The organism is Nonomuraea sp. MG754425, from assembly GCF_021699195.1.
In the GTDB taxonomy this organism is placed as follows: domain Bacteria; phylum Actinomycetota; class Actinomycetes; order Streptosporangiales; family Streptosporangiaceae; genus Nonomuraea.
Map to the genome: position 1 here is coordinate 1 of NZ_SSXE01000174.1, position 21,114 is coordinate 21,114.

Here is a 21,114-nt window from a genome sequence, read left to right on the forward strand (position 1 = left end):
CGCCCAGCCCGGCGCGATGCCCGAGGCGCGGACCGGCGACTCCGTGATGAACCTGCTCTACGAGCGGGTGCGGGAGATCGACCATGGCAAGCGGGGCCGCACGAGCATCGCCGACCTGCCGCCCGAACGGTTCGCGGTGGCCGTCATGGAGCTGGCGGCGGCCGAGGACGGCGACGTCGGCGAGTTCCTGAAGAAGCTGCGCAAGATCGACAGCCCGCTGTACGGCCACCTGAAGGGCGTGTGGGACAGCGCGCAGGGCGACCTCGACCGGTTCAGGAAGGGCGTGGAGACCTGGTTCGACGGGGAGATGCGGCGGCTGTCCCTGCTGTACAAGCGCTACGTCAAGTGGGTGCTCGCCGTGCTGGGCATCGTGGTCACGCTGCTGTTCTCGATGGACGGCTTCGAGTACGCCAAGACGCTGCTGCGCGACAACGCCTTCCGCGCCTCGGTGACGGCCGTGACCGGGACCGGGCCGGACGCCTACGACGAGCTCAGGCGGCGGTGCACGGGCGGCGGCGAGCCGGTGCCCTGCGTGACCGAACTGCTCAGCGAGCCCGCCCTGGTCAAGATGATGGGCCAGGCGATGGTCAGCGTGTCGATCCCGGAGACGGGCGAGCCCAGCGTGCGGGCCGACCTCGCCGCGTGGTGGGACCGGGTCAGCACGCCCAGTCACTGGCCCGGGTTCCTGCTGACGTACGTGGCGCTGCTGTTCGGCGCGCCGTTCTGGTGGGACGTCTTCCGCCGCATCACCGGGATCAAGCGGAGACACTGACCCGGCCAGGCCAGGTGCGGGTGTCGTAATGTAGGCGGGATGGAGACAGAGCGGCTCATCATGCGCAGATGGCGCGAGGCGGACCGGGAGCCCTTCGCGGCCATGAACGCCGACCCCGAGGTGATGGAGCACTTCCCCGCGCCGCTCACCCGCGAGGAGAGTGACGCGCTGGTGGTCCGGATCGAGGACCAGTTCGACCGGCGGGGCTACTCGCTGTGGGCCCTGGAGGTGCGGGAGAGCGGCGAGTTCATCGGCTTCACCGGCCTCGTCCTGCAGACCTTCGACGCGCCGTTCCTGCCCGCCGTGGAGATCGGCTGGCGGCTCGCGCGGTCCGCCTGGGGCCACGGGTACGCGATCGAGGCCGCCAGGCGGGCGGCCCAATACGCCTTCGAGGAGGCGGGGCTCGGCGACATCATCTCGATGACCGCCGAGAGCAATCTGCGCTCCCAGTCCGTCATGCGGCGGCTCGGCATGACCCGGGACCCGGCCGAGGACTTCGCGCACCCCCGGCTCGCGGCCGACAACCCGCTGTCGCGCCACGTCCTCTACCGGCTCAAGCGCCCGTGACCGGTCGGCGTCAGGCGCTCAGCGCGTGGCGCACGTCGCGCAGGGCGTGTGGCGGTTACGTCCTGGACGCCGTGGCGGCCCGCCGCCCGAGAGCGTCCGGCCGGAGTATCGTGGCAGGCGCCAGGCCACGACGATGAGGTGAACGTGCACTTCCAGCATTCGAGCGACATCTGGCGGGACTTCCCCGAACTGGTCCCGGGGGCGCTCTACGCCGAGGGCATCACGCCGGAGGTGTCCCCGGCCGCCCGCGTCGCCGCCCACGCCGAGCGGGCCGCCGCCCGGCTGGCGGGAGTCTCGGAGGGCGAGTTGCCGGAGATCCGGGCCTGGCGGCGCGCCTTCACCCGGATGGGCCTCAAACCGACCCAGTACAGATGCGCGTCGGAGGCCCTGCTGCGCCGCTTCAGGAAGGAGGGCTCGCTCCCGAGCCTGCACCCCCTGATCGACCTGTGCAACGCGGTCTCCATCGCCTACGCCGTCCCCGTCGCCGTCTTCGACGTCTCCCGGATCACCTCCCACGTCGAGGTCGGGTACGCCACGGGCGACGAGACGTACCTGACCTTCGGCGGCGACACCGAGCACCCGCCCGCGGGCGAGGTGGTCTTCGCCGACGCGGCGGGCCGGGCGCACGCCCGCCGCTGGACCAACCGCCAGAGCGGCCACTCGGCCGTCCGCGACACCACGGCGAGCGTGCTGATCGTCGCGGAGGCCCTGCACGACACGGCGGCCGAGGACGTCGAGTCCCTCCTGACCACGCTCGCCGGAGACCTCGACGCCCTGTGGCCCGTCGCCCCGAAGCAGGCGATCCTCACGGCCGCCGCGCCGCGTTTCGCGTTCCCGGGCGGCTGAGCGGTCAGATCAGCTCGGTCTTGTAGAAGATGCTGGCCAGCCGCGGCCCCTGCTCCGAGGCCAGGCCGAGGCACAACCGCGGGGCGCCGGAGACGATGTGGATGCCCATGCCCTCCGGCTCCCGGAAGTCCAGCGACTTGCCGGCCACGCTGCGCGCCCGCTGCACCTGCGCGCCGGTGCGCAGGTCGAGGCAGGTGATGTAGGTGTTGCCGGGCGGGGGCGCGATGTCGTAGGAGTTGCCGGTCAGGATGTAGACGAAGTTCCCGTAGGCCGCGTACCCCTGGAAGGTGCCCAGGCCGCCCGGCTGCGCGATGTCGAAGACCTTGTCGGGCGCGCCCCCCTTGACCGACGCCAGCGGGAAGGCCGCGATCCGGAAGGAGCTCCCGCCCCAGTACCGCATGATCAGCCGGTTGGTCGACGGGTCGATCGTGCACGTCGTGTTCGTCGCGTCCGCGATCGGCAGGTACTTGGTGAGCGCCGACGACGACGTGGTGAGCGTCTGGCCGTTGACGAACTTGAAGCGGGCCAGCCTGGTGCCCCGGGAGCTGCCCTCGGACGTCACCCCGTCGGTCTCCGTCCACAGGTAGGCGGACGACCCCGACGGCTCCACGCCGATCTGGACGCCGTGGCCGAAGCCCATGAGGTACATGTGCCCGAGGATGGCCCCCGACAGGCTCAGCTTGGTCAGGCACAGGTCGCCCGCGGCGTTCGAGGCGGAGCCGTTCTTGACCTGGGCCGTGTAGATGTGGCCGTTGGTGTTGTCGATGGTGAACGACTGCAGGACCGTGCCGTTGTACAGCGCCTTGCGCCAGATCAACGAGGTCGAGGGGGCGGTGAGCTCGAAGCGGCCCTCCGCGGCGGACGCGGCCTCGGTGGGGAGGAGGGCGGCCGTCGCGGCCACTCCCGCGCCGAGCTTGAGCAGGCCCCTGCGCGTGACCGGGAGAGAAGAGGTCATTTTCGCATCCGTTCAACTGGGAGTCATCGAATGGTGAACACAACCTAATGGCGTGATGTGCGGTCATGGGAGAAGATCGTCATTACGGCTCCACACCGATACGCGCCGAGGACGGAGCGACAAGTGCCGCCGGGGGAGCGGCCGGTGCTGGTGCCGGGCACGCCGCCGAAGGCCGTGCGCCGAAAGCGAATCGATAAGGCCCAGCCCTAAGGTCGGGCGGCATGCAGCCTCTCCACCCGAGAACCGCCCCGGACAGCACGCGCCCTCTGGTGCGCCCCGCAACCGGAGGCGTACTCGCCGGCACGGCCGTCCTGCTCCTGGTCGAACTCGTCCACGACGTGCTCAGAACCGGGCTGGACGCCTGGGAGTGGGTCAGCGGCGTCCAGATCACGAGTTGGTCCGTTCGCTTCGTCGAAGTGGTGCTGCTGCTGGTGTTCATTCCGTCAACCGTGCGCGCTCGCGAAGGTGCCCGGGCCGTCGTGCTCGCCATCCTGGGCATCACGTTCGGGAGAATGCTCTCCATCTGGGCCGCCACCGGCTATTCGCTGATCTCCACGCCGGACGCCACGCTCTCGCAGTTGAGCTGGATCATGGTGCTGAGACTGGTCGCGCTGAGTGCCGCGACCGTGGTCGCCTTCTCGCTCCTGGCGACCCGGGAATCGGCACGCCGGTTCTGGCACCGCGCCGGAGCCGGCCCGCCCTCGACGGCGGCCAGGCCCAGAGGGGTGAGCGTGGCCTCGTGGCTGCTGATCGGCTACGCCCTCTACCAGGTCGTGAGGATGGCGGCGAACACCTACCTCGTGTCGGGTCGGGTTCCCAGCTCCATCGGTTACGAGATCTCGATCAACATGAGCGGCATCGTCGGCGCGACAGCCTCGATCGTCCTGTTCTTCATGATCCGACGCGGCGGGGACGTCGCCAGACTCGTGGTGATCGCCGTCGCCGGCATGCCCGTCGCCGGCGCGACAAGCGCGTTGATCAGCGCTGCCACTCTGCTGCCGGACATCCGGTCGAACATCGGCCCGTGGGATCTCCTGTGGTTGGCGCTGCTCGTCATCGCCTGCGGCGCCGGCGTGACCATCATCGTCCTGCTGACCGGACGCGACACGGCCGACTGGTTCCACAACCGCCGCATGGCGGGTCCGATACGCGGGACGGCGGTAGCCGCACGGAACGGCCGAGGTCAGCCGACCTGTCCGGACTGCCTGGTCGACGTGGAAGCGGGTGAACCGCGCTCCCGTCCGAGGTCCGCCAACTGCCGTAATGGTGTTGCCTGAGTGCTCCGTCGGCGCTGTGTCACTGGTCAGCGCCGGTACCCGGCCCGACCACCTGGCCGGCTCCCACGCGCGGAAACGGCCCGGCATCGATGTTCGACGCCGGGCCGTTCTGTCCGGTCTCCGCTCGGTCAGGAGGCGGAAGGGTCACACGTCGTAGTAGAGCTCGAACTCGTGCGGGTGCGGGCGCAGCCGGATCGGGTCGACCTCGTTCTCCCGCTTGTACGAGACCCACGTCTCGATCAGGTCGGGCGTGAACACGCCGCCTTCGAGCAGGTAGTCGTGGTCGCCTTCGAGCGCGTTGAGCACGTCGGTGAGTGAGCCCGGCACCTGCGGGATGTTGCGGGCCTCCTCCGGCGGGAGCTCGTAGAGGTCCTTGTCGACCGGCTCCGGCGGCTCGATCTTGTTGCGGATGCCGTCGATGCCAGCCATCAGCATGGCCGAGAACGCGAAGTACGGGTTGCACGACGGGTCGGGCACCCGGAACTCGATGCGCTTGGCCTTCGGGTTGGAGCCCGTGATCGGGATGCGCACGCAGGCCGAGCGGTTGCGCTGGGAGTAGACCAGGTTGACCGGGGCCTCGTAGCCGGGCACCAGACGGTGGTAGGAGTTGACCGTCGGGTTGGTGAAGGCCAGCAGCGACGGGGCGTGCCTGAGCAGGCCGCCGATGTAGTAGCGGGCGGTGTCGGACAGGCCCGCGTAGCCGACCTCGTCGTAGAAGAGCGGCGAGCCGTCCTTCCACAGCGACTGGTGGCAGTGCATGCCGGAGCCGTTGTCACCGAAGATCGGCTTGGGCATGAACGTGACCGTGTGCCCGAACTCGAGCGCCGTGCTCTTGATGATGTACTTGTACAGCATCAGGTTGTCGGCGGTCTTGAGCAGCGTGCCGAACTTGAAGTCGATCTCCGCCTGACCGGCCGTGCCGACCTCGTGGTGCTGCATCTCGACGTCGATGCCGCACTCGATGAGGTTGCGGACCATCTCCGAGCGCAGGTCGGTGAAGTGGTCCATCGGCGGCACCGGGAAGTAGCCGCCCTTGTAGCGCGGCTTGTAGCCGAGGTTGCCGCCCTCGGTGGCCTTGCCGGTGTTCCAGGCGCCCTCGATGGAGTCGATGTAGTAGTAGCCGGCGTTCTGCCGCGTCTCGAAGCGCACGTCGTCGAAGATGTAGAACTCGGCCTCCGGGCCGAAGTACACGGTGTCGGCGATGCCGGTGCCCTTGAGGTACTCCTCCGCCTTGCGTGCGACGTTGCGCGGGTCGCGGCTGTAGGCCTCGCCCGTCAGCGGGTCGTGCACGAAGAAGTTCAGGTTGAGCGTCTTGTGCTGGCGGAACGGGTCCAGCACGGCGCTGCTCGGGTCGGGCAGAAGGAGCATGTCGGACTCGTGGATCGCTTGGAAACCGCGGATCGACGAGCCGTCGAACATGAGTCCGTCGGTGAAAACGCTCGCGCTGAAGTTCTCGACCGGGAAGGTGAAGTGATGCGTCGTCCCCGGCAGGTCGGTGAACCTGACATCGACGAACTGCACCCCTTCGTCACTGATGAACTTCAGGACGTCGTCGGCGGAGTTGAACACTCTCGAACCTCCCTGAGGACATGGCCATCATTGCGACGCTAGGACGTGGCCGTTTCCATATGGTGTCTCGATTGTTTCGCACATGTTACGCACGACGGGTCCGACGTGCCGGAGCGCCGGGAAGTCGTTCACGTCTCCTTGGCGGCCAGGCAGTCGTGCCCGGGCCGGGGCCCGTCCAGCTCGTACGGGTCCACGGGCGCGCCCGCCGCCCCAGTGGAGCCGTCGAAGAGGGGGTGGACGAACGCGTCGGCCCCGTCGCAGCGGGCGGGCGTGGCGTACCCGCCCGACCGGTCCACCCAGACGACCACCTCGCCCGCCTCCCGGTACAGCAGGAACGTCGCGTGTCTGCGTGTGACCAGCGGGATCGCGGTGTCAGGGCGGCCGGGCCGCTGGACGGCGTGCACGATGACGTGGTCGGTCTCCAGCCTGGCGCCCTCGCGCCCGTCCAGCGTGAACGGCGACAGCGCGGTCCTGCCGCGCACCTTGACCGTGGCGCCGGCCCGTTCGGCGGAGCCGGGCGCGAGGCTCGTCACCCACCTGCGGGTGTCGTCGGACCCGTCGCGGTCGAGCCGCTCGGCGAACCAGGACCGCTCGCCGGGGTGCAGCAGCCGCATGAACGCCGCCGGCTCGCCGCCCATGAGCGTCTCGTGGTCGAGGTGGGCCGCGGCCAGCAGGTCGCGGGCCCGCCGCAGGCCCTCGGCCACGTCCTGCTCCGACAGGCCGCCGGTCGCCGTGGCCGCGGGCATGACGAAACCGGCCGCGCCGTCCGGCCAGCCCGCCGCCCGGGTGCCGGCGAACGGCCCCTCGGCCGCGCCGCGCGTGCCCCGGGCCGGCGTCGTCTCCCCGGTCAGCGGGGCGTCCCCGCCGTTGGGCACCGAGGACAGGGGAGTGTCCACGGGCGCGAAGCCGGAGGAGGCGAGCAGATCGGGACGGAACATGACGACCACCCCCGCCGCCACGATCACCGCCGTGATCCCGGCCATCGCCGTCCAGACCGGCCCGACCCGGGGCGTCCTGGCCGCCTTCCGCGCCGCCGCCCGCATCCGGCGCTGCTGGCCGGTGTCGATCTGCGCGACCAGCTCGTTGAAACGGCGGTCGAGGTCGTCCCCGTGTGGCATGGCGTCCATGATGGCCGTCCAGTGACGCGGTTGGGTCACGATCCGGACCGGCCCACCGGGCGGCTACCGTGGAGGGTATGAGCAGCAACGAGCCTCGGTGGACACAGACGTGGCTGGGCGGGGTCCGGTCCGCCGGAGTCGATCTCGGCTATCCCGGACAGCGCCTCGGGCTGCCCGAGGAGGGCAGCGGGTCGATCGCGGGCTGGGGGCGCAGGATCGGCGCGCTCGTCATCGACTGGATGATCTGCACGTGGGTGGTCGTGCAACTGCTGCTCAGGATGAACCCGGCCGAGTCGCCGTGGGCGCCGGCGCTGGTGTTCGCGCTGCAGTACCTGGTGCTGGTCGGGTGGTTCGGCCAGACGTTCGGCCACCGGCTGATGGGCGTCCGGGTCGCCGCGATGGACGGCGGGGACCCGCGGCTGCTGCCCGTCGCGGTGCGTACGGTGCTGCTGGCTCTGGTCGTGCCGGCCGCGATCTGGGACCGCGACCACCGCGGGCTGCACGACCGCGCGTCCAACACCGTGGTCGTCCGTATGTGATCTCACCGCATTAAAAAACCGTACCGGGTTTAAATTTGTACCCGGTACGGTTTATGCTGTCCGCATGATGGCGGGGCTCAGGGAGCGCAAGAAGGAGGAGACCCGGCGGCGGATCTCCGAGGTGGCGTTGCGGCTGTTCGACGAACGCGGATACGACGCGGTGACCGTCAACGAGGTCGCCGAGGCGGCGGGGGTCGCCAAGGTCACCCTGTTCAGCTACTTCCCGAGCAAGGACTGCCTGGTCCTCGACGGGGTCCAGGAGGACACGGCCACGATCGTGGCCGGCCGGGCCGAGGGGCAGCGGCCGCTCGCCGCCCTGCGCGCCCACTACCGGGCCATGAGCGGGGAACAGGGCGGCGGCCTGGACGTCGAAGGGCTGCTCACGAAGATCCGCGTGATCGCGTCGAGCCCGGCCCTGCTGGCGGGCGTCTACCAGACCAACGCCGGCCGGCGCCACGAACTGGCCGCCGCGCTCGCCGAAGCGGGCGCGGGACGCGCCGCGACGCTCATGGCGGCCCAGGTCACCGCCGCCGTCACCACGTTGCAGGAGACGTTCTTCCACCGGCTCGCCACAGGCGTGCCGCCGGCGGAGGCGGGACGGCTCCTGGGGGAGGACGTCGAGCTGGCCTTCGACCTCCTGGAACACGGCTTCTCATCCATCGAGGGAGACATAGCGTGAAAAAAGGCATCAACTACGACACGGGGTTCCTGCCGGGGAGCGGGATCTCGCGCCGGGCGTTCGACCCCGGCGTCGTCGCCCGGGAGATGCGGGTCATCGCCGACGAACTGCACTGCCAGGTCGTCCGCGTCTCGGGCCGCGACGCCGCCCGGCTCGGCGTGGCCGCCGAACAGGCCGCCGCCGCGGGCCTGGAGGTGTGGTTCGCCCCGTTCCCGGTGGACGCCCAGCCCGACGAGGTCCTGGCGCTGTACGCCGACTGCGCCGGCCGCGCCGAGTCGCTGCGCCGCGGCGGGGCCGAGGTCGTGCTCGTCACCGGCTGCGAGACCAGCGCCTTCTGCCCCGGCTACCTGCCGGGCGAGTCCTACATGGACCGCCTGACCTGGATGGGCACGGCCGGGATGGCGGAGTGGACCTCGCTCGGCCCCGTCATGGAGGCGCTCGACGCCTTCCTCGCCGAGGCCGCGAGCACCGCCAGAGCCCGCTTCGGCGGCCGGATCACCTACGCCGCCGGGCCCTGGGAGTCCATCGACTGGAGCCCGTTCGACCTGGTCGGCACGGACGCCTACCGGGCCGCCCACAACAAGGACGCCTTCGTCGAGGAGGTACGCGGCCACTTCGGGCACGGCAAGCCGGTCGCGGTGACCGAGTTCGGCACGTGCGGCTACCGGGGCGCGGGCGAGCGGGGCGGCATGGCCTGGTCGGTGCCCGACGGCGCGGTGCCCGACGAGAGCGAGCAGGCCCGCTACCTCACCGAACTCCTCGACGTCTTCGAGAAGGAGGGCGTCGAGACGGCGCTCTGGTTCACCTTCGCCGGATACACCCGCCTCGGCGATGACGACCTCGGCTCCTACGGCGTGGTCCGGATGCTGGACGAGACCCGATGGGAGCCCAAGGAGGTCTTCCACACCATGGCCGCCCGGTACGCGCGCGGCTAGGGCGTCGGATCAGGTGTTCGCGCAGCAGAAGACGGCCGTGCCGGGCAGGTGACGGCCGCGCAGCGGGCTCCAGCCGCCCCACACCCGCTCGTGCTCCTGCGGCCACTCCGGCTCCACCAGCCCGGTGATCGTCAGGCCGGAGAGCGCCAGCAGGTTCACCCAGTCGGCCATCGTGCGGTGGTGCTCGACGTAGGTCAGCGTGCCCCGCTCGTCGCGCTCCTCGTACGGGCCGCGGTCGAAGTAGGAACGGTCGGAGGTCAGCCCGCGCGGCCCCGGATCGTCGGGGAAGGCCCAGCGGATCGGGTGGCTCACCGAGAACACGAACCGCCCGCCCGGCCGCAGCACCCTGCGCACCTCGCGGAAGACGGCCACCGGGTCGGCCACGAACGGCAGCGCCCCGTACGCCGAGCAGGCCACGTCGAAGGAGCCGCCGGCGAACGGCAGCGCCTCGGCGTCGGCCTGCACGACCGGTACGCGGACGCCGGCGTCGAGATCGATGCGCTGGGAGTGGCGGAGCTGGCGGTGCGAGATGTCGAAGGCCGCCACCGCCGCCCCCTGCCGCGCCAGCCAGCGCGCGCACTGGGCGGCGCCGCAGCCGATCTCCAGCACCCGCCGCCCGCGTACCGGGCCGAGCAGCCCCGCCTCGGCCTCGTCGAGCCCCTCGGGGCCCCACACGAACCCGTCGTCACGCAGGAACTCGCCGTGCTCGACCTGGTAGTCGTCGGCGTTGCCGTCCCACCAGCCGCGGTTGGCCCGCGACGAAGGCGACAGCACTAGCGCATCTTGGGGCCACGCGGCATGCGCGCGCCCTTGGGCATCGGGCCCTTGGGCATCGGCATGTTGCGCGGCAGCGAGCGCAGGCGGTCCTTCACCTCGTTGACCGAGGGCTTCTTCAGGTTGCGCGGCAGCTTCATCAGGTGGCGCTGCAGCTTGCCCAGCGGCACCTGCCCCTCGCCGTCGCCGCACTGGACGTCATAGATCTCGACGCCCAGCACCACCCGCGAGATGCGCTGCTTCTCCGCCTTGAGCATCTTCGCCACCCGGTTGCCCGGCCCCTCGGACACCAGCACGACGCCCGGGTAGCCGACCACCAGGTGGATGAGGTCCTGGTCACGGTTGACCGCGATGGCCGGGGTGACCTGCCAGTTGCCGCGCATGCCCTGCAGCACCGCCGCCGCGGCGCCGGTCTGGCCGTGCAGGATCGAGTACTGGGCCTTCTGGGCGAGCTGCCCGAACACCACCAGCCCGACCGTGAGCGCGGCCAGCACGCCGATGAACAGCGAATACCAGAGGTAGTCCGTGACCAGGCCGATCACGACGACCACAGCCAGCGTGCCCACCGCCGAGAGGAAGACGATCGGCATCCCCTTGGGATTGGCCTGCTTGATGATCTGCGCGACCATGCGGAGCTGCTTGATACGCCCCGGCTTCTCTGAGTCCTCGGACTTTGCCATGCTCAGAAGGATACAAACCAACTGGTGCGCTAGGGAAAACGCGCCCCGGCCGTTCTCCGGCTGTGACCAACTTCGGCGGCCACCGTGACCGCGCGGCGCCGGACGTCAGGAGATCGTGACCGTGGCCGTCAGCCGGATGTCGGCCGCGCTGCGGCCCACCTCCACCGTGTGCACGCCCTCGACCGTGCGCCAGCCGTCCTCCCACATCTGGAAAGCGCGATCCGGCAGGAAAACGGTGGTCAGCACGGTCTGGCCCGGCTCCGCCGTCACCACGTCGAACCCGGCCAGCCGCCTGCGCGGCCCGGCGTAGACCTGGACGACCTCCCGCCCGGGGCGGCTGCCGGTGTTCGTGACGGCCACGGTCACGCTCGTGCCCTCGGCCGCGATCGAGTCGTAGGACCAGGTCGTGTAGCCCAGCCCGTGCCCGAACCAGAACGCGGGAGCCCGCTCGGCCCGCCGCCACGCCGGATAGCCGACGAACACGCCCTCGTCGTAGCTCACCTTCCCGTCCACCGGTGTCACGTCCGTCACCGGCGCGTCCGCCAGCCGCGCCGGCCACGTCGTGGGCAGCCGCCCGCCCGGCTCGGCGTCCCCGAACAGCACGTCGGCCAGCGCCGCCCCCGCCTCCTGCCCGGGGAACCAGGTGACCAGCACCGCCGCCACCTCCGCCAGCCAGGGCAGCTCCACCGGCGCGCCCGCGTTGACCACGACCACCGTGCGGGGGTTGGCCGCCGCCACCGCGCTGATCAGCTCGTCCTGGCGGCCCGGCAGCCGCAGGCCGGTGCGGTCGAAGCCCTCGCTCTCGACCTCCGGCGTGGTCGCCGCCACGACCACCGCCACGTCGCACTCGCGTGCCGTCCGCACGGCCTCGGCGATCAGCTCGTCCGCGCCGGCCGCCGGCTCCGCGTGGCCGAGCGTGAACGACACGAACGCCACGCCGCCGAACGTGCCCGCCGGATGCGTCAGCACCAGCTCGTACGTCTCGCCCGCCGCCATCGCCACCCCGACCCGCGTCTCGGGCGGCGACAGGAACGCCACGGCCGGGTCCGCCCCCTCCAGGCCCACGTTCTCGTCGAGGACGGTCTCACCGTTCACGGTGAGCGTGAACGCGCCCACCCCCCTCACCGACAGCTCGTGCCCGCCGCCGGTCCGCGCCGTGTACGCCGCCCGCAGCCGCACCGCCCTGAGCCGGTCGCCGTCCACCCCGGGCGGCAACTCGCCGAGCCAGCGCGCCTCGCCCGTGGCCAGCGGCTGCTCGTTCAGCACCGTGCCCGACCCGTCCAGGAACTGCGCCGTGACGGGGCCGGGCAGCGGCGACAGGCGGATGCGGGGGTCGGCGCCGAGGGCGTGACGGACCTCGGTCCGCTCGGCCAGGCCGCGCAGCGGCGAGACGACCCGGTCGGGGAAGACCTGGGCGCTGCCGCCGCCCATCACGCGCGCCTCGCGGGCCGCCACGCCGATCACGGCCAGCGTCGGCGTGCCCCGCAGTGGCAGCAGGCCGTCGTTGACGAGCAGGGTGGAGCCGCGCGCGGCGAGCTCACGGGCCAGCGCCACGCCGTCGATGGGCTCCCCGGCGGGCTCCGGGGGCCGGCCGCCGAGCGCTCCGACGCGCTCGGCCAGGCGCAGCACGCGGCGGACGTGATCGTCCACGACCGCCTCCGGCACCCGCCCCGCGCGCACGGCCGCCTCCAGCCGCCCGCCCCACGGCCCGGACGGCCCCGGCATGGCCACGTCGGTGCCGCCCAGCGCGGCGGGCTCGGTCGAGCGCACCGCCGTCCAGTCCGACACCACGCACCCGTCGAAGCCCCACTCGCCCTTCAACACCCCGTTGACCAGCTCCGAGTGCTCGGTCATGGTGGTCCCGTTCACCGCGTTGTAGGCCGTCATCAGCCCCCACGCCCCGGCCCGCACCACCCGCTCGAACGGCGCCAGGTACAACTCGCGCAGCGCCTGGTCGCCGGCCACGACGTCCACGGTGAAGCGGTCGGTCTCGAAGTCGTTGGCCACGAAGTGCTTCGGCGTGGTCGCGACCCCGCCCTCCTGCACGCCCTCGACGTAGGCGGCGCCGATCTCACCCGTCATGTACGGATCCTCCGACAGGCACTCGAAGTGCCGGCCGCCGAGCGGGGAGCGGTGCAGGTTGAGCGTGGGCGCGAGCAGCACGTGCACGCCCTTGCGCCGCGCCTCCTGGGCGAGCAGCAGCCCGGCCCGCCGGACCAGCTCGACGTCCCAGGTCGCGGCCAGCGCCGTCGGGCTCGGCAGGGCGATCGACGGGTCGGCGGCGCTCCACTGCTCGCCGCGTACGCCGATGGGCCCGTCGCTCATCACGAGACGATCGAGCCCGATCTCGGGCAGCGGGGGCAGCGACCACATGCCGGCCCCCGTGAGCAGGCGGATCTTGGCGGGCAGGTCGAGCCGGGCGATCAGTTCGTCGAGGTCCACGAGCACAGTGTTCATCAGGTGTGCGCGTCCCCGACAGGTCCGCGACCTTCGCGTCCGGCAAAACGCGGGCCGTCAGGCGGTCACGAAGAACTCCAGCAGCTCGGGCACCAGCGCCTCGGGCGCCACGTTGTGCGCCTGGTCCTCCAGCACCCGCCGCACCGCCCCAGGCACCGCCGCCGTCACCGCCAGCCCCGCGCTCGCCATCCACGCCGGGCTGTCGGACCCGTTGAGCACCAGCGTCGGCTGCTCCAGCGCGGCCAGCAGGTCGGCGGGCAGCGCGTTGCCGGGGCCGAGCACCGCCGCCTCGTACGCCAGCGTGTGCGCCACCGCCTCGGCCTCCGCCCAGGACGGGTGCTCGCGCATCGCGGCCACGCCCTCGCGCGGCAGCTCCGCCGCCTCGACCATGAACCGCTCGACGGCTTCGCCCCGCCTGCCCTCGGCGACCAGGTCGGCCAGCCGCGCCGCGAAGTCGACAGGGAGGGCGGGCGCGCCGGCGTCCACGTGGTACGGCGGCTCCCACACGGCCAGCTTCGTGATCGCCGGGTAACAGGCCGCCGCCTGCAGCGCCAGCGCCGCCCCGGACGAGCCGCCGAACACCATGGCCGACCCGCCCGCCGCCGCGACGACGGCGGCCAGGTCCTCGATCTCCCGCTCGACGGCGTACGGCTCGGTGTCGCCGCTGTCACCGCGCCCGCGGCGGTCGTAGTTGTAGACCGTGAACCACCGCGCCAGGCCGGTCGCGATGGCGGCCATCATGGGATGCCGCCGATCCGTGAACGCGCCCTGCACCAGCACCACCGCCGGGCCCTCGCCGTGGCGGTCGTAGGCGATGACGGTGCCGTCGCCGGACCTCGCCGTCCCCGTACGCATCGCGCCCGCCCGCACCGAGTCCGTGCTCATGACGCGGGCTGTACGAGGCACAGGGCCTCCCAGTGGTAGCCGTCGGGGTCGGCGAAGCCGCGCTGGTAGCGGGGGCCGCCCTCCGGCTGCTCGACGCCCGCCGGGCTGCCGCCGGCCGCCAGCGCCTTCTCCAGCAGCGCGTCCACCTGCGCCGGGTTCTCCATCCCGAGCACCAGGACCGCGGCCGTACGGTCGGCCGGGTCGGCGACCTCCTTGGTGACGAACGAGGCGAACACCTTCTCGGCCAGCAGCATGACCTGCGTCTGATCGTTGATGATCACCGACGCCATGCCCTCGGCCATGCCGAAGATGGAGAAGCCGAGGTCGGTGAAGAACTGCTTCGACCGGTCCAGATCCTTGACCGGGAGGTTCACGAAGAGCTGCATCTGACTGATCCCTTTCTCGCGTCCTGCGAACGTCTCAAGTCTGCTGCGTCGCGGCCGGAGAGTCTTGGATCTGGATGCCAGGTGGATTGAACTTCAGCGCACGGTGTGCGCCCGTCGGTACTCGGCCGGCGGCATCCCGTAGGCGCGCCGGAACAACCTGGAGAAATGCGCCGCGTCCGGTAACCCCCACCGCGCCCCGATCGCGCTGACCGACTGGGAGCCGCCCGCGATCAGGTCCGCCCGGCAGCGTTCGAGCCGGCGCTGCCGGATCCAGGCGGCCACCGTGGTGTGCTCGGACTCGAAGAGCCGGTGCAGGAAGCGCACGGAGACGTTGTGCGCCGCCGCGATGCTCGCCGGGTCGAGGTCGATCTCGCCCAGCCGCTGCTCGATGAACGTGTGCACCTGGAGCAGCAGCGTGCGCTGCCTGGTGCCGGCGGGCAGCGCCCCGGTCTGGTCCAGCCGCTCGGCCACGGCCGCGCCCACCAGGTCGGTCACCACCGTGGACAGCCGCGCGGCGCTGTCGGCCCGGTACGTCTCGTGATCCAGGGCCACCCGCCGCAGCAGCGGCACGGCCAGCGCGGCGGCCCCCGACCCCTCCCCGATGGGCAGCGCGGCCAGCTCCGCCACCGCGTCGACCGGCACCGCGAGCCGGTCACGCGGGAAGCTGAACACCGCCAGCCGCACCGCCGAGTCGTAGGCCAGCTCGTACGGCCGGGTGAAGTCGTAGATCGCGAACTCGCCCCGGCTGAGCTGCGTGCGCCGCCCGTCCTGGGACAGCCGCGGGCTGCCCTCCAGCGCGAGCACCACGCGGTAGTGGTCGGGGTTGCCGCGGCGGATCAGCCCCGAGGTGCGGTGCACGCTGTGCGGGGTGGAGGTGTGGATCCGGCCGACCCCCACCGCGCCGAGCCGGCCGAACTCGATCTCGCCCCGCAGTGGCGCGTCGAGGTCGATGCGCAGGTCGAGGGGGCCGAGGGTGTCGCAGACGATGCTGCGCCAGGCGTCGAGCCGGCGCTCGGCGGGTAAGTCGCTCGTGCGGATCAGAACGGTCATGCGGGGGCGCCCTCCGTCTGGCTGGGCTGCCATGGTAGCCACGCCCGCCGACAATGCGGGAGCCCGCGACACCCGCCCCGGACACGCGTGAGCCCCGGGACGACGCCCGGGGCCCATGTGTCCGCGCGTGCGCGGCGTCAGGCGGTCTGGCGGGCCTCGATGGCCTGCTGGTAGAGCCGGCCCGCCCGGTACGACGAACGCACCAGCGGCCCGGACAGCACCCCGGCGAACCCGATCGCCTCGGCCTCGGCCTGCAGCTCCACGAACTCCTCCGGCTTGACCCAGCGCTCCACCGGGTGGTGGCGCGGCGTCGGCCGCAGGTACTGGGTGATCGTCAGCAGGTCGGTGCCGGCCGCGTGCAGGTCGCGCATCGCCTCGGTGACCTCCTCGCGCGTCTCGCCCATGCCCAGGATCAGGTTGGACTTGGTGACCAGCCCGGCCTCGCGGGCCGTCGTGATCACCCCGAGCGAGCGCTCGTAGCGGAAGGCGGGACGGATGCGCTTGAAGATGCGCGGCACCGTCTCGACGTTGTGCGCGAACACCTCGGGCGCGCTGGAGAAGACCTCCGCGAGCTGCTCGCGGTCGCCGTTGAAGTCGGGCACCAGCAGCTCGACGCCGCAGCCGGGCAGCAGCTCGTGGATCTGCCGCGCGGTCTCGGCGTACAGCCAGGCGCCGCCGTCGGGCAGGTCGTCGCGGGCCACCCCGGTCACGGTCGCGTAGCGCAGGCCCATCTGCTGGACGGACTCGGCCACCCGGCGGGGCTCGTCGCGGTCGTATTCCTTCGGCTTGCCCGTGTCGATCTGGCAGAAGTCGCAGCGGCGGGTGCACTGGTCGCCGCCGATGAGGAAGGTCGCCTCGCGATCCTCCCAGCACTCGTAGATGTTGGGACAGCCCGCCTCTTCACAGACCGTGTGCAGGCCCTCCCGGCGCACGAGCGATTTCAGCTCGGTGTACTCGGGGCCCGTCTTCAGCTTGGTCTTGATCCACGGGGGCTTGCGCTCGATAGGGGTCTCGGCGTTACGCACCTCCAGGCGGAGGAGCTTTCGGCCTTCAGGAGCAACGGTCACCCTCCCAGCTTACGTCTCGCGGGAAAGGGGACAGGTCGAGGGTCAGGAGATGAGACCGAAGCCGCGGATCGCACGGGTGTAGTGGGCCGACAGCTCCTCGTCGATGCGCCCGGACTGCGCGGTGCCGAGCAGCTCGGACTGCGGGGCGTCGGGGAGCACGCCGTCGGCGGTGAGCTGGAACTTGGCCAGCACCGTGCGCCGGATCGCCGACACGCTCTCGCCGCGCAGCGCCGCCGCCTGCATCGGCGCCACGTAGCCGCCGCGCGCCTCCAGCGCCTCCAGCTCGGCCAGCTCCGCCTCGGACACCGCCCGCAATGCCAGCCCCCTGTGCCTGGCCGCCACCCGGACCTCGCCCGACCTCGCCAGGCGGGTCAGCGCGTACCGGACGAGCAGCAGCGGCCCGCCGAGCACCCGGCCGAACAGGCGGCCGATGAAGCCCGTCACGTTGTAGGTGGTGTCCATCGCGTACAGCGCCATCGGGGAGGAGACGGCGATGCTGTCCTCGGCGTCCCGCCTGGCCGCCAGCGGCGCCGCGCCCGAGCCCAGCAGGCCGTCCTGCCAGGAGTCGAGGGTGGCCAGCGCCTCGCTCACCACCCGCTCGTCACCGGCGGGCAGCCGGGCGTACGCCGTGGCCAGCAGCGTCACCCGCTGCGTGGGCGGCAGCGCCAGCCACAACGGCAGGCCGATGACCAGCACGGGCACGCGCAGCACGCCGACGTGGTCGTAGCGGGTGAGCACGCTGAGGTCGCGCACCGCGATCTTCTTCGGCCGCCGCACCCCGACGCGGTCGGCCACGCGGTCGGCCACCTCGTACACCTCGGCGGCCGAGACGCGGTCGAGCACCTCGGCGTCGGCGGGCAGACGGCCGAGGCCGGGCCGCAGCACCCACCCGACGGCCAGGCTCGCCGCGCCGAAGATCCAGGACAGGGTGCTGCCCGGCTCACGAACGATGATCCACGCGCCGAGGGCGACGAAGGCCAGCGTCAGCAGGTGCACCAAGAGCGCGATCACGAGGGCGGAAAGGCGCTTCACACCGGGATGGTAAGCCCCGGCCGCCCTCGATCGCGAGGCGATTTACGGTCGCCGCGTGCCCGGTGCGCTCACCGGCGCAGCAGGTCCTCCTCATGGAGGTCGAAGGGCTCCTTGCCGAGCGCCTCCGCCAGCCGTTTCTCCGCGATCGGGATGACCTCCTCCACCACGATGCGCCGGCCCGTCTCGGCGGACAGCGACGAGACCCCGACACCGGGGATGCCGCACGGCGTGATGCGCTCGAACCAGCGGGGGTCGCTGGCGCAGTTGAGGGCGAAGCCGTGCATGCTCACGCCCCGCGCCACCCGCAGGCCCACCGCGCCGAGCTGGCGGTCGGGCAGCCCGAGGGCCGGATCGCCGGCCGCCCAGACGCCCGGCCTGCCGGGCACCCGGCGCGCGGTGACGCCGAAGTCGGCGCACACCTGGATCATGGTGTCCTCCAGGCGGCAGGCGTAGGCGACCACGTCGCTCACCGCCACGATCGGATAGGCGACGAGCTGCCCAGGACCGTGCCAGGTCAGCCGCCCGCCGCGATCGACGTCGACGACCGGGGTGCCGTCGGACGGCCGCTCGTGCGGCGCGGTGCGCTTGCCCGCCGTGTAGACGGGCGCGTGCTCGAGGAACAGGACGGTGTCGGTGAGCTCTGCGGCGGCGCGCTTGCCGTGCACCCAGCGCTGCAGCGACCAGGCCTGCTCGTAGGGGACGTCGACACCGAGGCGGACGATGGCGAGTGCGTGGGGATCGTCCCCGGGGATGGGGCGCATGAGCCTATTGTGCCGTTCCCTCACCCTCGAAGGGTAATCAGGGGGTCAGCAGACGTGGCTCGATCCTGAACTCCTTTACCCTTCCCGCACCTTCGTCCTCCACCTTGTACGCGTAGGCGGAGGCGTCCACGCTGACCGCCTGGATGAACTCGGGGCCCACGTAGTGCAGCGCCACGCCCTCGTCGGCCGCGTACCCGGCGGGCAACTCGCCGCTGGCCACCGACCCCTGCAGCAGCGGGCGGCGCTGCGGCTCGGAGTTGTAGTGCACCCCGCACGAGTACGGCAGCAGCGCCATGCCCTCGGCCCACACCCGCAGCTCGGGGCCGAAGGAGTCGGTGTTGCCGCCGACGTGCCAGCACAGTGCGCCCGCGCTCTGCCCCGACAGCACCACCCCGGCCCGCCACGCTTCCTCGAACGCCTCGTCGAGCCCGTGCAGCCGCCACAGCGCCATCAGGTTGGCCACGCTGCCGCCGCTGACGTAGATCATGTCCTGTTCCAGGATCCACGCCCGCGGATCCGGCACGTTCGGCATCGGGAACACCGTCAGATGGCTCAACTCGACGTCCCAGCCGGAGAAGGCGCCGTACATCTTCAGCATCCAGTCGGCGGAGTCTCCCATCGCGGTGGCCACCAGGCCCAGCTTCGGCCGGTCCTGGCCGGTCAGGTCGAGGCCGTAGCGCAGCAGCCCGCTCGCCTCGATCTGGCCGTGCCGCCTGCTGGGGCGGAACGAGCCGCCTCCGATGGCGAGGATGTGCGACTGTCCTGACCGGCTCATGTCAGATTTCTCCCGGCTGCTAGAAGGATGACGGCAAACTAGAGTACGGCGCGAAAGGCCTCGTCGAGGGTCGTATGCGAGAAGCGGTAACCCCCGGCGACCAGCTTGGCAGGCGTCAGGCGATGGCTGACGAGCAGCCCCTCCCGGGCGAACTCGCCCAGCCCCGCGGCCAGCGCGAACGCGGGCACGGGGATCGGCAGCGTCCCGCGCCGCAGGGTCTTGCCGAGGGTCGTGGTGAACTCGGCGTTCGTGACGGGCGCGGGCGAGGAGAAGTTCACCGGGCCCTCGACGTCGCGGGTCCGCAGCACGTGCAGCGCCGCCCCGACCCAGTCGTCCAGGGTGATCCACGACCAGTACTGCCGGCCCGTGCCGAGCGGCGCGCCCAGCCCCATCCTGAAGATCGGCAGGATCCGGCCGAGCGCCCCGCCGCGCCGGCTCAGCACCAGCGACGTGCGGGCCAGCACCGTCCTGATGCCCGACTCCGCGGCCCGCCGGGCCTCGTCCTCCCAGCGCAGGCACAGCTCGGACAGGAAGCCCTCGCCCTTGCCCGCCGTCTCGTCGATCACCCGGTCGCCGGTGTCGCCGTAGAAGTCCATCCCGGAGGCCGACAGGAGCACCTCGGGCGGCTCGGACAGCCCGCGCAGGGCGTCGACCAGCACCCTGGTGCCCTGGGTGCGGCTGGTCACCAGCTCACGCTTGTACGCGGGACTCCACCGCCGGCCCGCGATCGACGCCCCGGCCAGGTGCACGACCGCCTCCGCCCCCCGCAGCGCGGCCAGGTCGACGACCTGCTCGGCAGGGTCCCAGAACGCCTCGTCGTCCTGCTGCGGCCGTCTGCGCACCAGCCGGACCACCTGCCTGCCGTCGGCCCGCAGCGCCGCCACCAGCGCCGTCCCGAGCAGGCCCGAGGCCCCCGTCACGATGATCGCCATGGCTCCACAGTACGCCCGCCCTCCGCCCGGAGGGCATCGTTCACCGTGCTCAGCGCCGTCGCGGGGCCCGCGCGAAAGGCTCCGGAGAAAGCGACGGGCCGGGCGGCCCCCGCAGGAGCCGCCCGGCCCATCAGACACTCACGGACGCCGCGTCACGCGAGCCCGAGCTGCGCCTCGAAACGGCCCTCCTCGAGACGACGCTTGATCGTCGTCAGGAAGCGGGCGGCGTCGGCGCCGTCGACCAGGCGGTGGTCGTAGGTCAGCGCGAGGTAGACCATCGAGCGGATGGCGATGACCTCGCCCTCCGGCGTGTCGATCACCACCGGACGCTTGACGACGGCGCCCGTGCCGAGCATGCCGACCTGCGGCTGGTTGAGGATCGGCGTGTCGAACAGCGCGCCACGGCTGCCGGTGTTGGTCAGCGTGAACGTGCCGCCGGTGATCTCGTCGGGCGTCACCTGGTTGTTGCGGGTGCGCTCGGCGAGGTCGTTGATCTTGCGGGTGATGCCGGCGAGGTTGAGGTCGCCGGCGTTCTTGACCACGGCCGCGACGAGGCCGCGCGGGGTGTCCACCGCGATGCCGAGGTCCTCGACGTCGAAGTAGGTGACCTCGTTGGTCTCGCTGTTGATCGTGGCGTTGAGCTTGGGGTGCTGCTTGAGCGCCTCGACCGTGGCCATCGCGAAGAACGGGGTGAAGGTCAGCTTCACGCCCTCGCGGCGGAAGAAGTCGGCCTTCGCCTTGGCCCGGAGCTGGGCGATCTTCGTGACGTCGACCTCGACGACCGACGTGAGCTGCGCCGCCGTCTGCAGCGACTGGACCATGCGCTTGGCGATGGTCTGACGCAGGCGGGTCATCTTCTCCGTACGGCCGCGCAGGGTCGTGTCGACCTCCACCGGTTCGGGCGCGGCGGCGACCGGGGCGGCTGCCACCGGGGCGGCGGCCGGAGCGGCGGCGGCGGGGGCCGGCGCCGGGGCGGCGGGCTGCGCGGCGGCGGCCTGCTCACGCTGGGCCTTGGCGGCCTCCAGGACGTCCTGCTTGCGGATCCGGCCGCCCACGCC

22 protein-coding genes are annotated in these 21,114 nt (G+C 71.9%); 7 read left to right on the plus strand and 15 right to left on the minus strand.

The features are described 5' to 3' along the window. From FAF44_RS41130 to FAF44_RS41140, 3 genes are all read left to right on the plus strand, one after another. Window positions 1-772, plus strand: a 772-nt coding sequence (locus tag FAF44_RS41130; RefSeq protein WP_237108810.1) for a hypothetical protein, incomplete at its 5' end; no start/stop codon positions are given. Window positions 773-811: 39 nt separating this feature from the next. Next, window positions 812-1,339 carry a GNAT family N-acetyltransferase gene (locus tag FAF44_RS41135; RefSeq protein WP_237108811.1) on the plus strand — a complete coding sequence of 176 codons (528 nt, stop codon included), beginning with the start codon at window positions 812-814 and terminating at the stop codon, window positions 1,337-1,339. 144 nt (window positions 1,340-1,483) lie between these two features. After that, window positions 1,484-2,185 (plus strand): B3/4 domain-containing protein, encoded by a 702-nt coding sequence (locus FAF44_RS41140; RefSeq protein ID WP_237108812.1) that lies wholly within the window; start codon window positions 1,484-1,486, stop codon window positions 2,183-2,185. Between the two features lie 4 nt (window positions 2,186-2,189). Here the strand turns inward: FAF44_RS41140 and FAF44_RS41145 are convergent, their stop codons facing one another. Then, on the minus strand, window positions 2,190-3,140 hold the full coding sequence (locus FAF44_RS41145; RefSeq protein ID WP_237108813.1) for a teichoic acid biosynthesis protein C: 951 nt from the start codon (window positions 3,138-3,140) through the stop codon (window positions 2,190-2,192). Between the two features lie 338 nt (window positions 3,141-3,478). Here FAF44_RS41145 and FAF44_RS41150 point away from each other — a divergent pair, with 338 nt between their 5' ends. Further along, window positions 3,479-4,417, plus strand: a complete 939-nt coding sequence (locus FAF44_RS41150; protein WP_237108814.1) for a hypothetical protein — start codon at window positions 3,479-3,481, stop codon at window positions 4,415-4,417. Between the two features lie 144 nt (window positions 4,418-4,561). Here FAF44_RS41150 and glnA read toward each other — a convergent pair whose 3' ends face one another. Both glnA and FAF44_RS41160 read right to left on the minus strand, forming a co-directional pair. Further along, window positions 4,562-5,986 (minus strand): type I glutamate--ammonia ligase, encoded by a 1,425-nt coding sequence (gene glnA, locus FAF44_RS41155; RefSeq protein ID WP_237108815.1) that lies wholly within the window; start codon window positions 5,984-5,986, stop codon window positions 4,562-4,564. Window positions 5,987-6,114: 128 nt separating this feature from the next. Further along, a complete protein-coding gene (locus FAF44_RS41160; protein WP_237108816.1) occupies window positions 6,115-7,104 on the minus strand; it encodes a hypothetical protein in 990 nt (329 codons plus the stop codon). A 77-nt stretch (window positions 7,105-7,181) separates the two neighbouring features. On the opposite strand from FAF44_RS41160, the gene FAF44_RS41165 reads away from it, so the two are divergent. The 3 genes from FAF44_RS41165 to FAF44_RS41175 all read left to right on the plus strand — a co-directional run bounded on the left by FAF44_RS41165 (window position 7,182) and on the right by FAF44_RS41175 (window position 9,257). After that, window positions 7,182-7,643, plus strand: a complete 462-nt coding sequence (locus FAF44_RS41165; protein ID WP_237108817.1) for an RDD family protein — start codon at window positions 7,182-7,184, stop codon at window positions 7,641-7,643. A 64-nt stretch (window positions 7,644-7,707) separates the two neighbouring features. Beyond that, window positions 7,708-8,322: a TetR/AcrR family transcriptional regulator gene (locus FAF44_RS41170; RefSeq protein ID WP_237108818.1), complete on the plus strand. Its 615-nt coding sequence runs from the start codon at window positions 7,708-7,710 to the stop codon at window positions 8,320-8,322. Next, window positions 8,319-9,257 carry a hypothetical protein gene (locus tag FAF44_RS41175; RefSeq protein WP_237108819.1) on the plus strand — a complete coding sequence of 313 codons (939 nt, stop codon included), beginning with the start codon at window positions 8,319-8,321 and terminating at the stop codon, window positions 9,255-9,257. Before FAF44_RS41170 ends, FAF44_RS41175 begins: the two co-directional genes overlap by 4 nt. A 9-nt stretch (window positions 9,258-9,266) precedes the next feature. Here the strand turns inward: FAF44_RS41175 and FAF44_RS41180 are convergent, their stop codons facing one another. From FAF44_RS41180 to sucB, 12 genes are all read right to left on the minus strand, one after another. Next, window positions 9,267-10,031 (minus strand): class I SAM-dependent methyltransferase, encoded by a 765-nt coding sequence (locus FAF44_RS41180; RefSeq protein WP_237108820.1) that lies wholly within the window; start codon window positions 10,029-10,031, stop codon window positions 9,267-9,269. Next, window positions 10,031-10,711, minus strand: coding sequence for a DUF4191 domain-containing protein (locus FAF44_RS41185; protein ID WP_237108821.1), 681 nt, complete (start codon window positions 10,709-10,711; stop codon window positions 10,031-10,033). Before FAF44_RS41185 ends, FAF44_RS41180 begins: the two co-directional genes overlap by 1 nt. 105 nt (window positions 10,712-10,816) lie before the next feature. Next, window positions 10,817-13,168 carry a beta-glucosidase gene (locus tag FAF44_RS41190; RefSeq protein ID WP_237108822.1) on the minus strand — a complete coding sequence of 784 codons (2,352 nt, stop codon included), beginning with the start codon at window positions 13,166-13,168 and terminating at the stop codon, window positions 10,817-10,819. A 57-nt stretch (window positions 13,169-13,225) separates the two neighbouring features. Beyond that, window positions 13,226-14,053, minus strand: a complete 828-nt coding sequence (locus FAF44_RS41195; protein ID WP_237108823.1) for an alpha/beta fold hydrolase — start codon at window positions 14,051-14,053, stop codon at window positions 13,226-13,228. Beyond that, entirely contained in the window at window positions 14,050-14,439 is a 390-nt protein-coding gene (locus tag FAF44_RS41200; RefSeq protein ID WP_237108824.1) for a VOC family protein, read from the minus strand. Before FAF44_RS41200 ends, FAF44_RS41195 begins: the two co-directional genes overlap by 4 nt. A gap of 93 nt (window positions 14,440-14,532) precedes the next feature. Further along, a complete protein-coding gene (locus FAF44_RS41205; protein ID WP_237108825.1) occupies window positions 14,533-15,489 on the minus strand; it encodes a helix-turn-helix domain-containing protein in 957 nt (318 codons plus the stop codon). A 137-nt stretch (window positions 15,490-15,626) separates the two neighbouring features. Continuing rightward, on the minus strand, window positions 15,627-16,556 hold the full coding sequence (gene lipA / locus FAF44_RS41210) for a lipoyl synthase (RefSeq protein WP_237108826.1): 930 nt from the start codon (window positions 16,554-16,556) through the stop codon (window positions 15,627-15,629). A gap of 42 nt (window positions 16,557-16,598) precedes the next feature. Next, window positions 16,599-17,588, minus strand: coding sequence for a hypothetical protein (locus FAF44_RS41215; protein ID WP_237108827.1), 990 nt, complete (start codon window positions 17,586-17,588; stop codon window positions 16,599-16,601). 68 nt (window positions 17,589-17,656) lie between these two features. Beyond that, window positions 17,657-18,349 (minus strand): lipoyl(octanoyl) transferase LipB, encoded by a 693-nt coding sequence (gene lipB / locus FAF44_RS41220; RefSeq protein ID WP_237108828.1) that lies wholly within the window; start codon window positions 18,347-18,349, stop codon window positions 17,657-17,659. A 37-nt stretch (window positions 18,350-18,386) separates the two neighbouring features. Then, on the minus strand, window positions 18,387-19,124 hold the full coding sequence (locus tag FAF44_RS41225) for a peptidase E (protein ID WP_237108829.1): 738 nt from the start codon (window positions 19,122-19,124) through the stop codon (window positions 18,387-18,389). 38 nt (window positions 19,125-19,162) lie between these two features. Then, window positions 19,163-20,056 (minus strand): TIGR01777 family oxidoreductase, encoded by an 894-nt coding sequence (locus tag FAF44_RS41230; RefSeq protein WP_237108830.1) that lies wholly within the window; start codon window positions 20,054-20,056, stop codon window positions 19,163-19,165. A 152-nt stretch (window positions 20,057-20,208) separates the two neighbouring features. After that, the coding region (gene sucB, locus FAF44_RS41235; RefSeq protein ID WP_237108831.1) for a 2-oxoglutarate dehydrogenase, E2 component, dihydrolipoamide succinyltransferase at window positions 20,209-21,114 on the minus strand (906 nt) is incomplete at its 5' end.

Bases quoted from the DNA above. Each gene is read 5' to 3' on its own strand.
- FAF44_RS41135 (WP_237108811.1), top strand. From the start codon at position 812: ATGGAGACAGAGCGGCTCATCATGCGCAGATGGCGCGAGGCGGACCGG.
- FAF44_RS41145 (WP_237108813.1), bottom strand. From the start codon at position 3,140: ATGACCTCTTCTCTCCCGGTCACGCGCAGGGGCCTGCTCAAGCTCGGC.
- FAF44_RS41160 (WP_237108816.1), bottom strand. From the start codon at position 7,104: ATGCCACACGGGGACGACCTCGACCGCCGTTTCAACGAGCTGGTCGCG.
- FAF44_RS41165 (WP_237108817.1), top strand. From the start codon at position 7,182: ATGAGCAGCAACGAGCCTCGGTGGACACAGACGTGGCTGGGCGGGGTC.
- FAF44_RS41170 (WP_237108818.1), top strand. From the start codon at position 7,708: ATGATGGCGGGGCTCAGGGAGCGCAAGAAGGAGGAGACCCGGCGGCGG.
- FAF44_RS41185 (WP_237108821.1), bottom strand. From the start codon at position 10,711: ATGGCAAAGTCCGAGGACTCAGAGAAGCCGGGGCGTATCAAGCAGCTC.
- FAF44_RS41190 (WP_237108822.1), bottom strand. From the start codon at position 13,168: ATGAACACTGTGCTCGTGGACCTCGACGAACTGATCGCCCGGCTCGAC.
- FAF44_RS41195 (WP_237108823.1), bottom strand. From the start codon at position 14,053: ATGAGCACGGACTCGGTGCGGGCGGGCGCGATGCGTACGGGGACGGCG.
- FAF44_RS41200 (WP_237108824.1), bottom strand. From the start codon at position 14,439: ATGCAGCTCTTCGTGAACCTCCCGGTCAAGGATCTGGACCGGTCGAAG.
- FAF44_RS41205 (WP_237108825.1), bottom strand. From the start codon at position 15,489: ATGACCGTTCTGATCCGCACGAGCGACTTACCCGCCGAGCGCCGGCTC.
- lipB (WP_237108828.1), bottom strand. From the start codon at position 18,349: ATGCGCCCCATCCCCGGGGACGATCCCCACGCACTCGCCATCGTCCGC.
- FAF44_RS41225 (WP_237108829.1), bottom strand. From the start codon at position 19,124: ATGAGCCGGTCAGGACAGTCGCACATCCTCGCCATCGGAGGCGGCTCG.
- FAF44_RS41230 (WP_237108830.1), bottom strand. From the start codon at position 20,056: ATGGCGATCATCGTGACGGGGGCCTCGGGCCTGCTCGGGACGGCGCTG.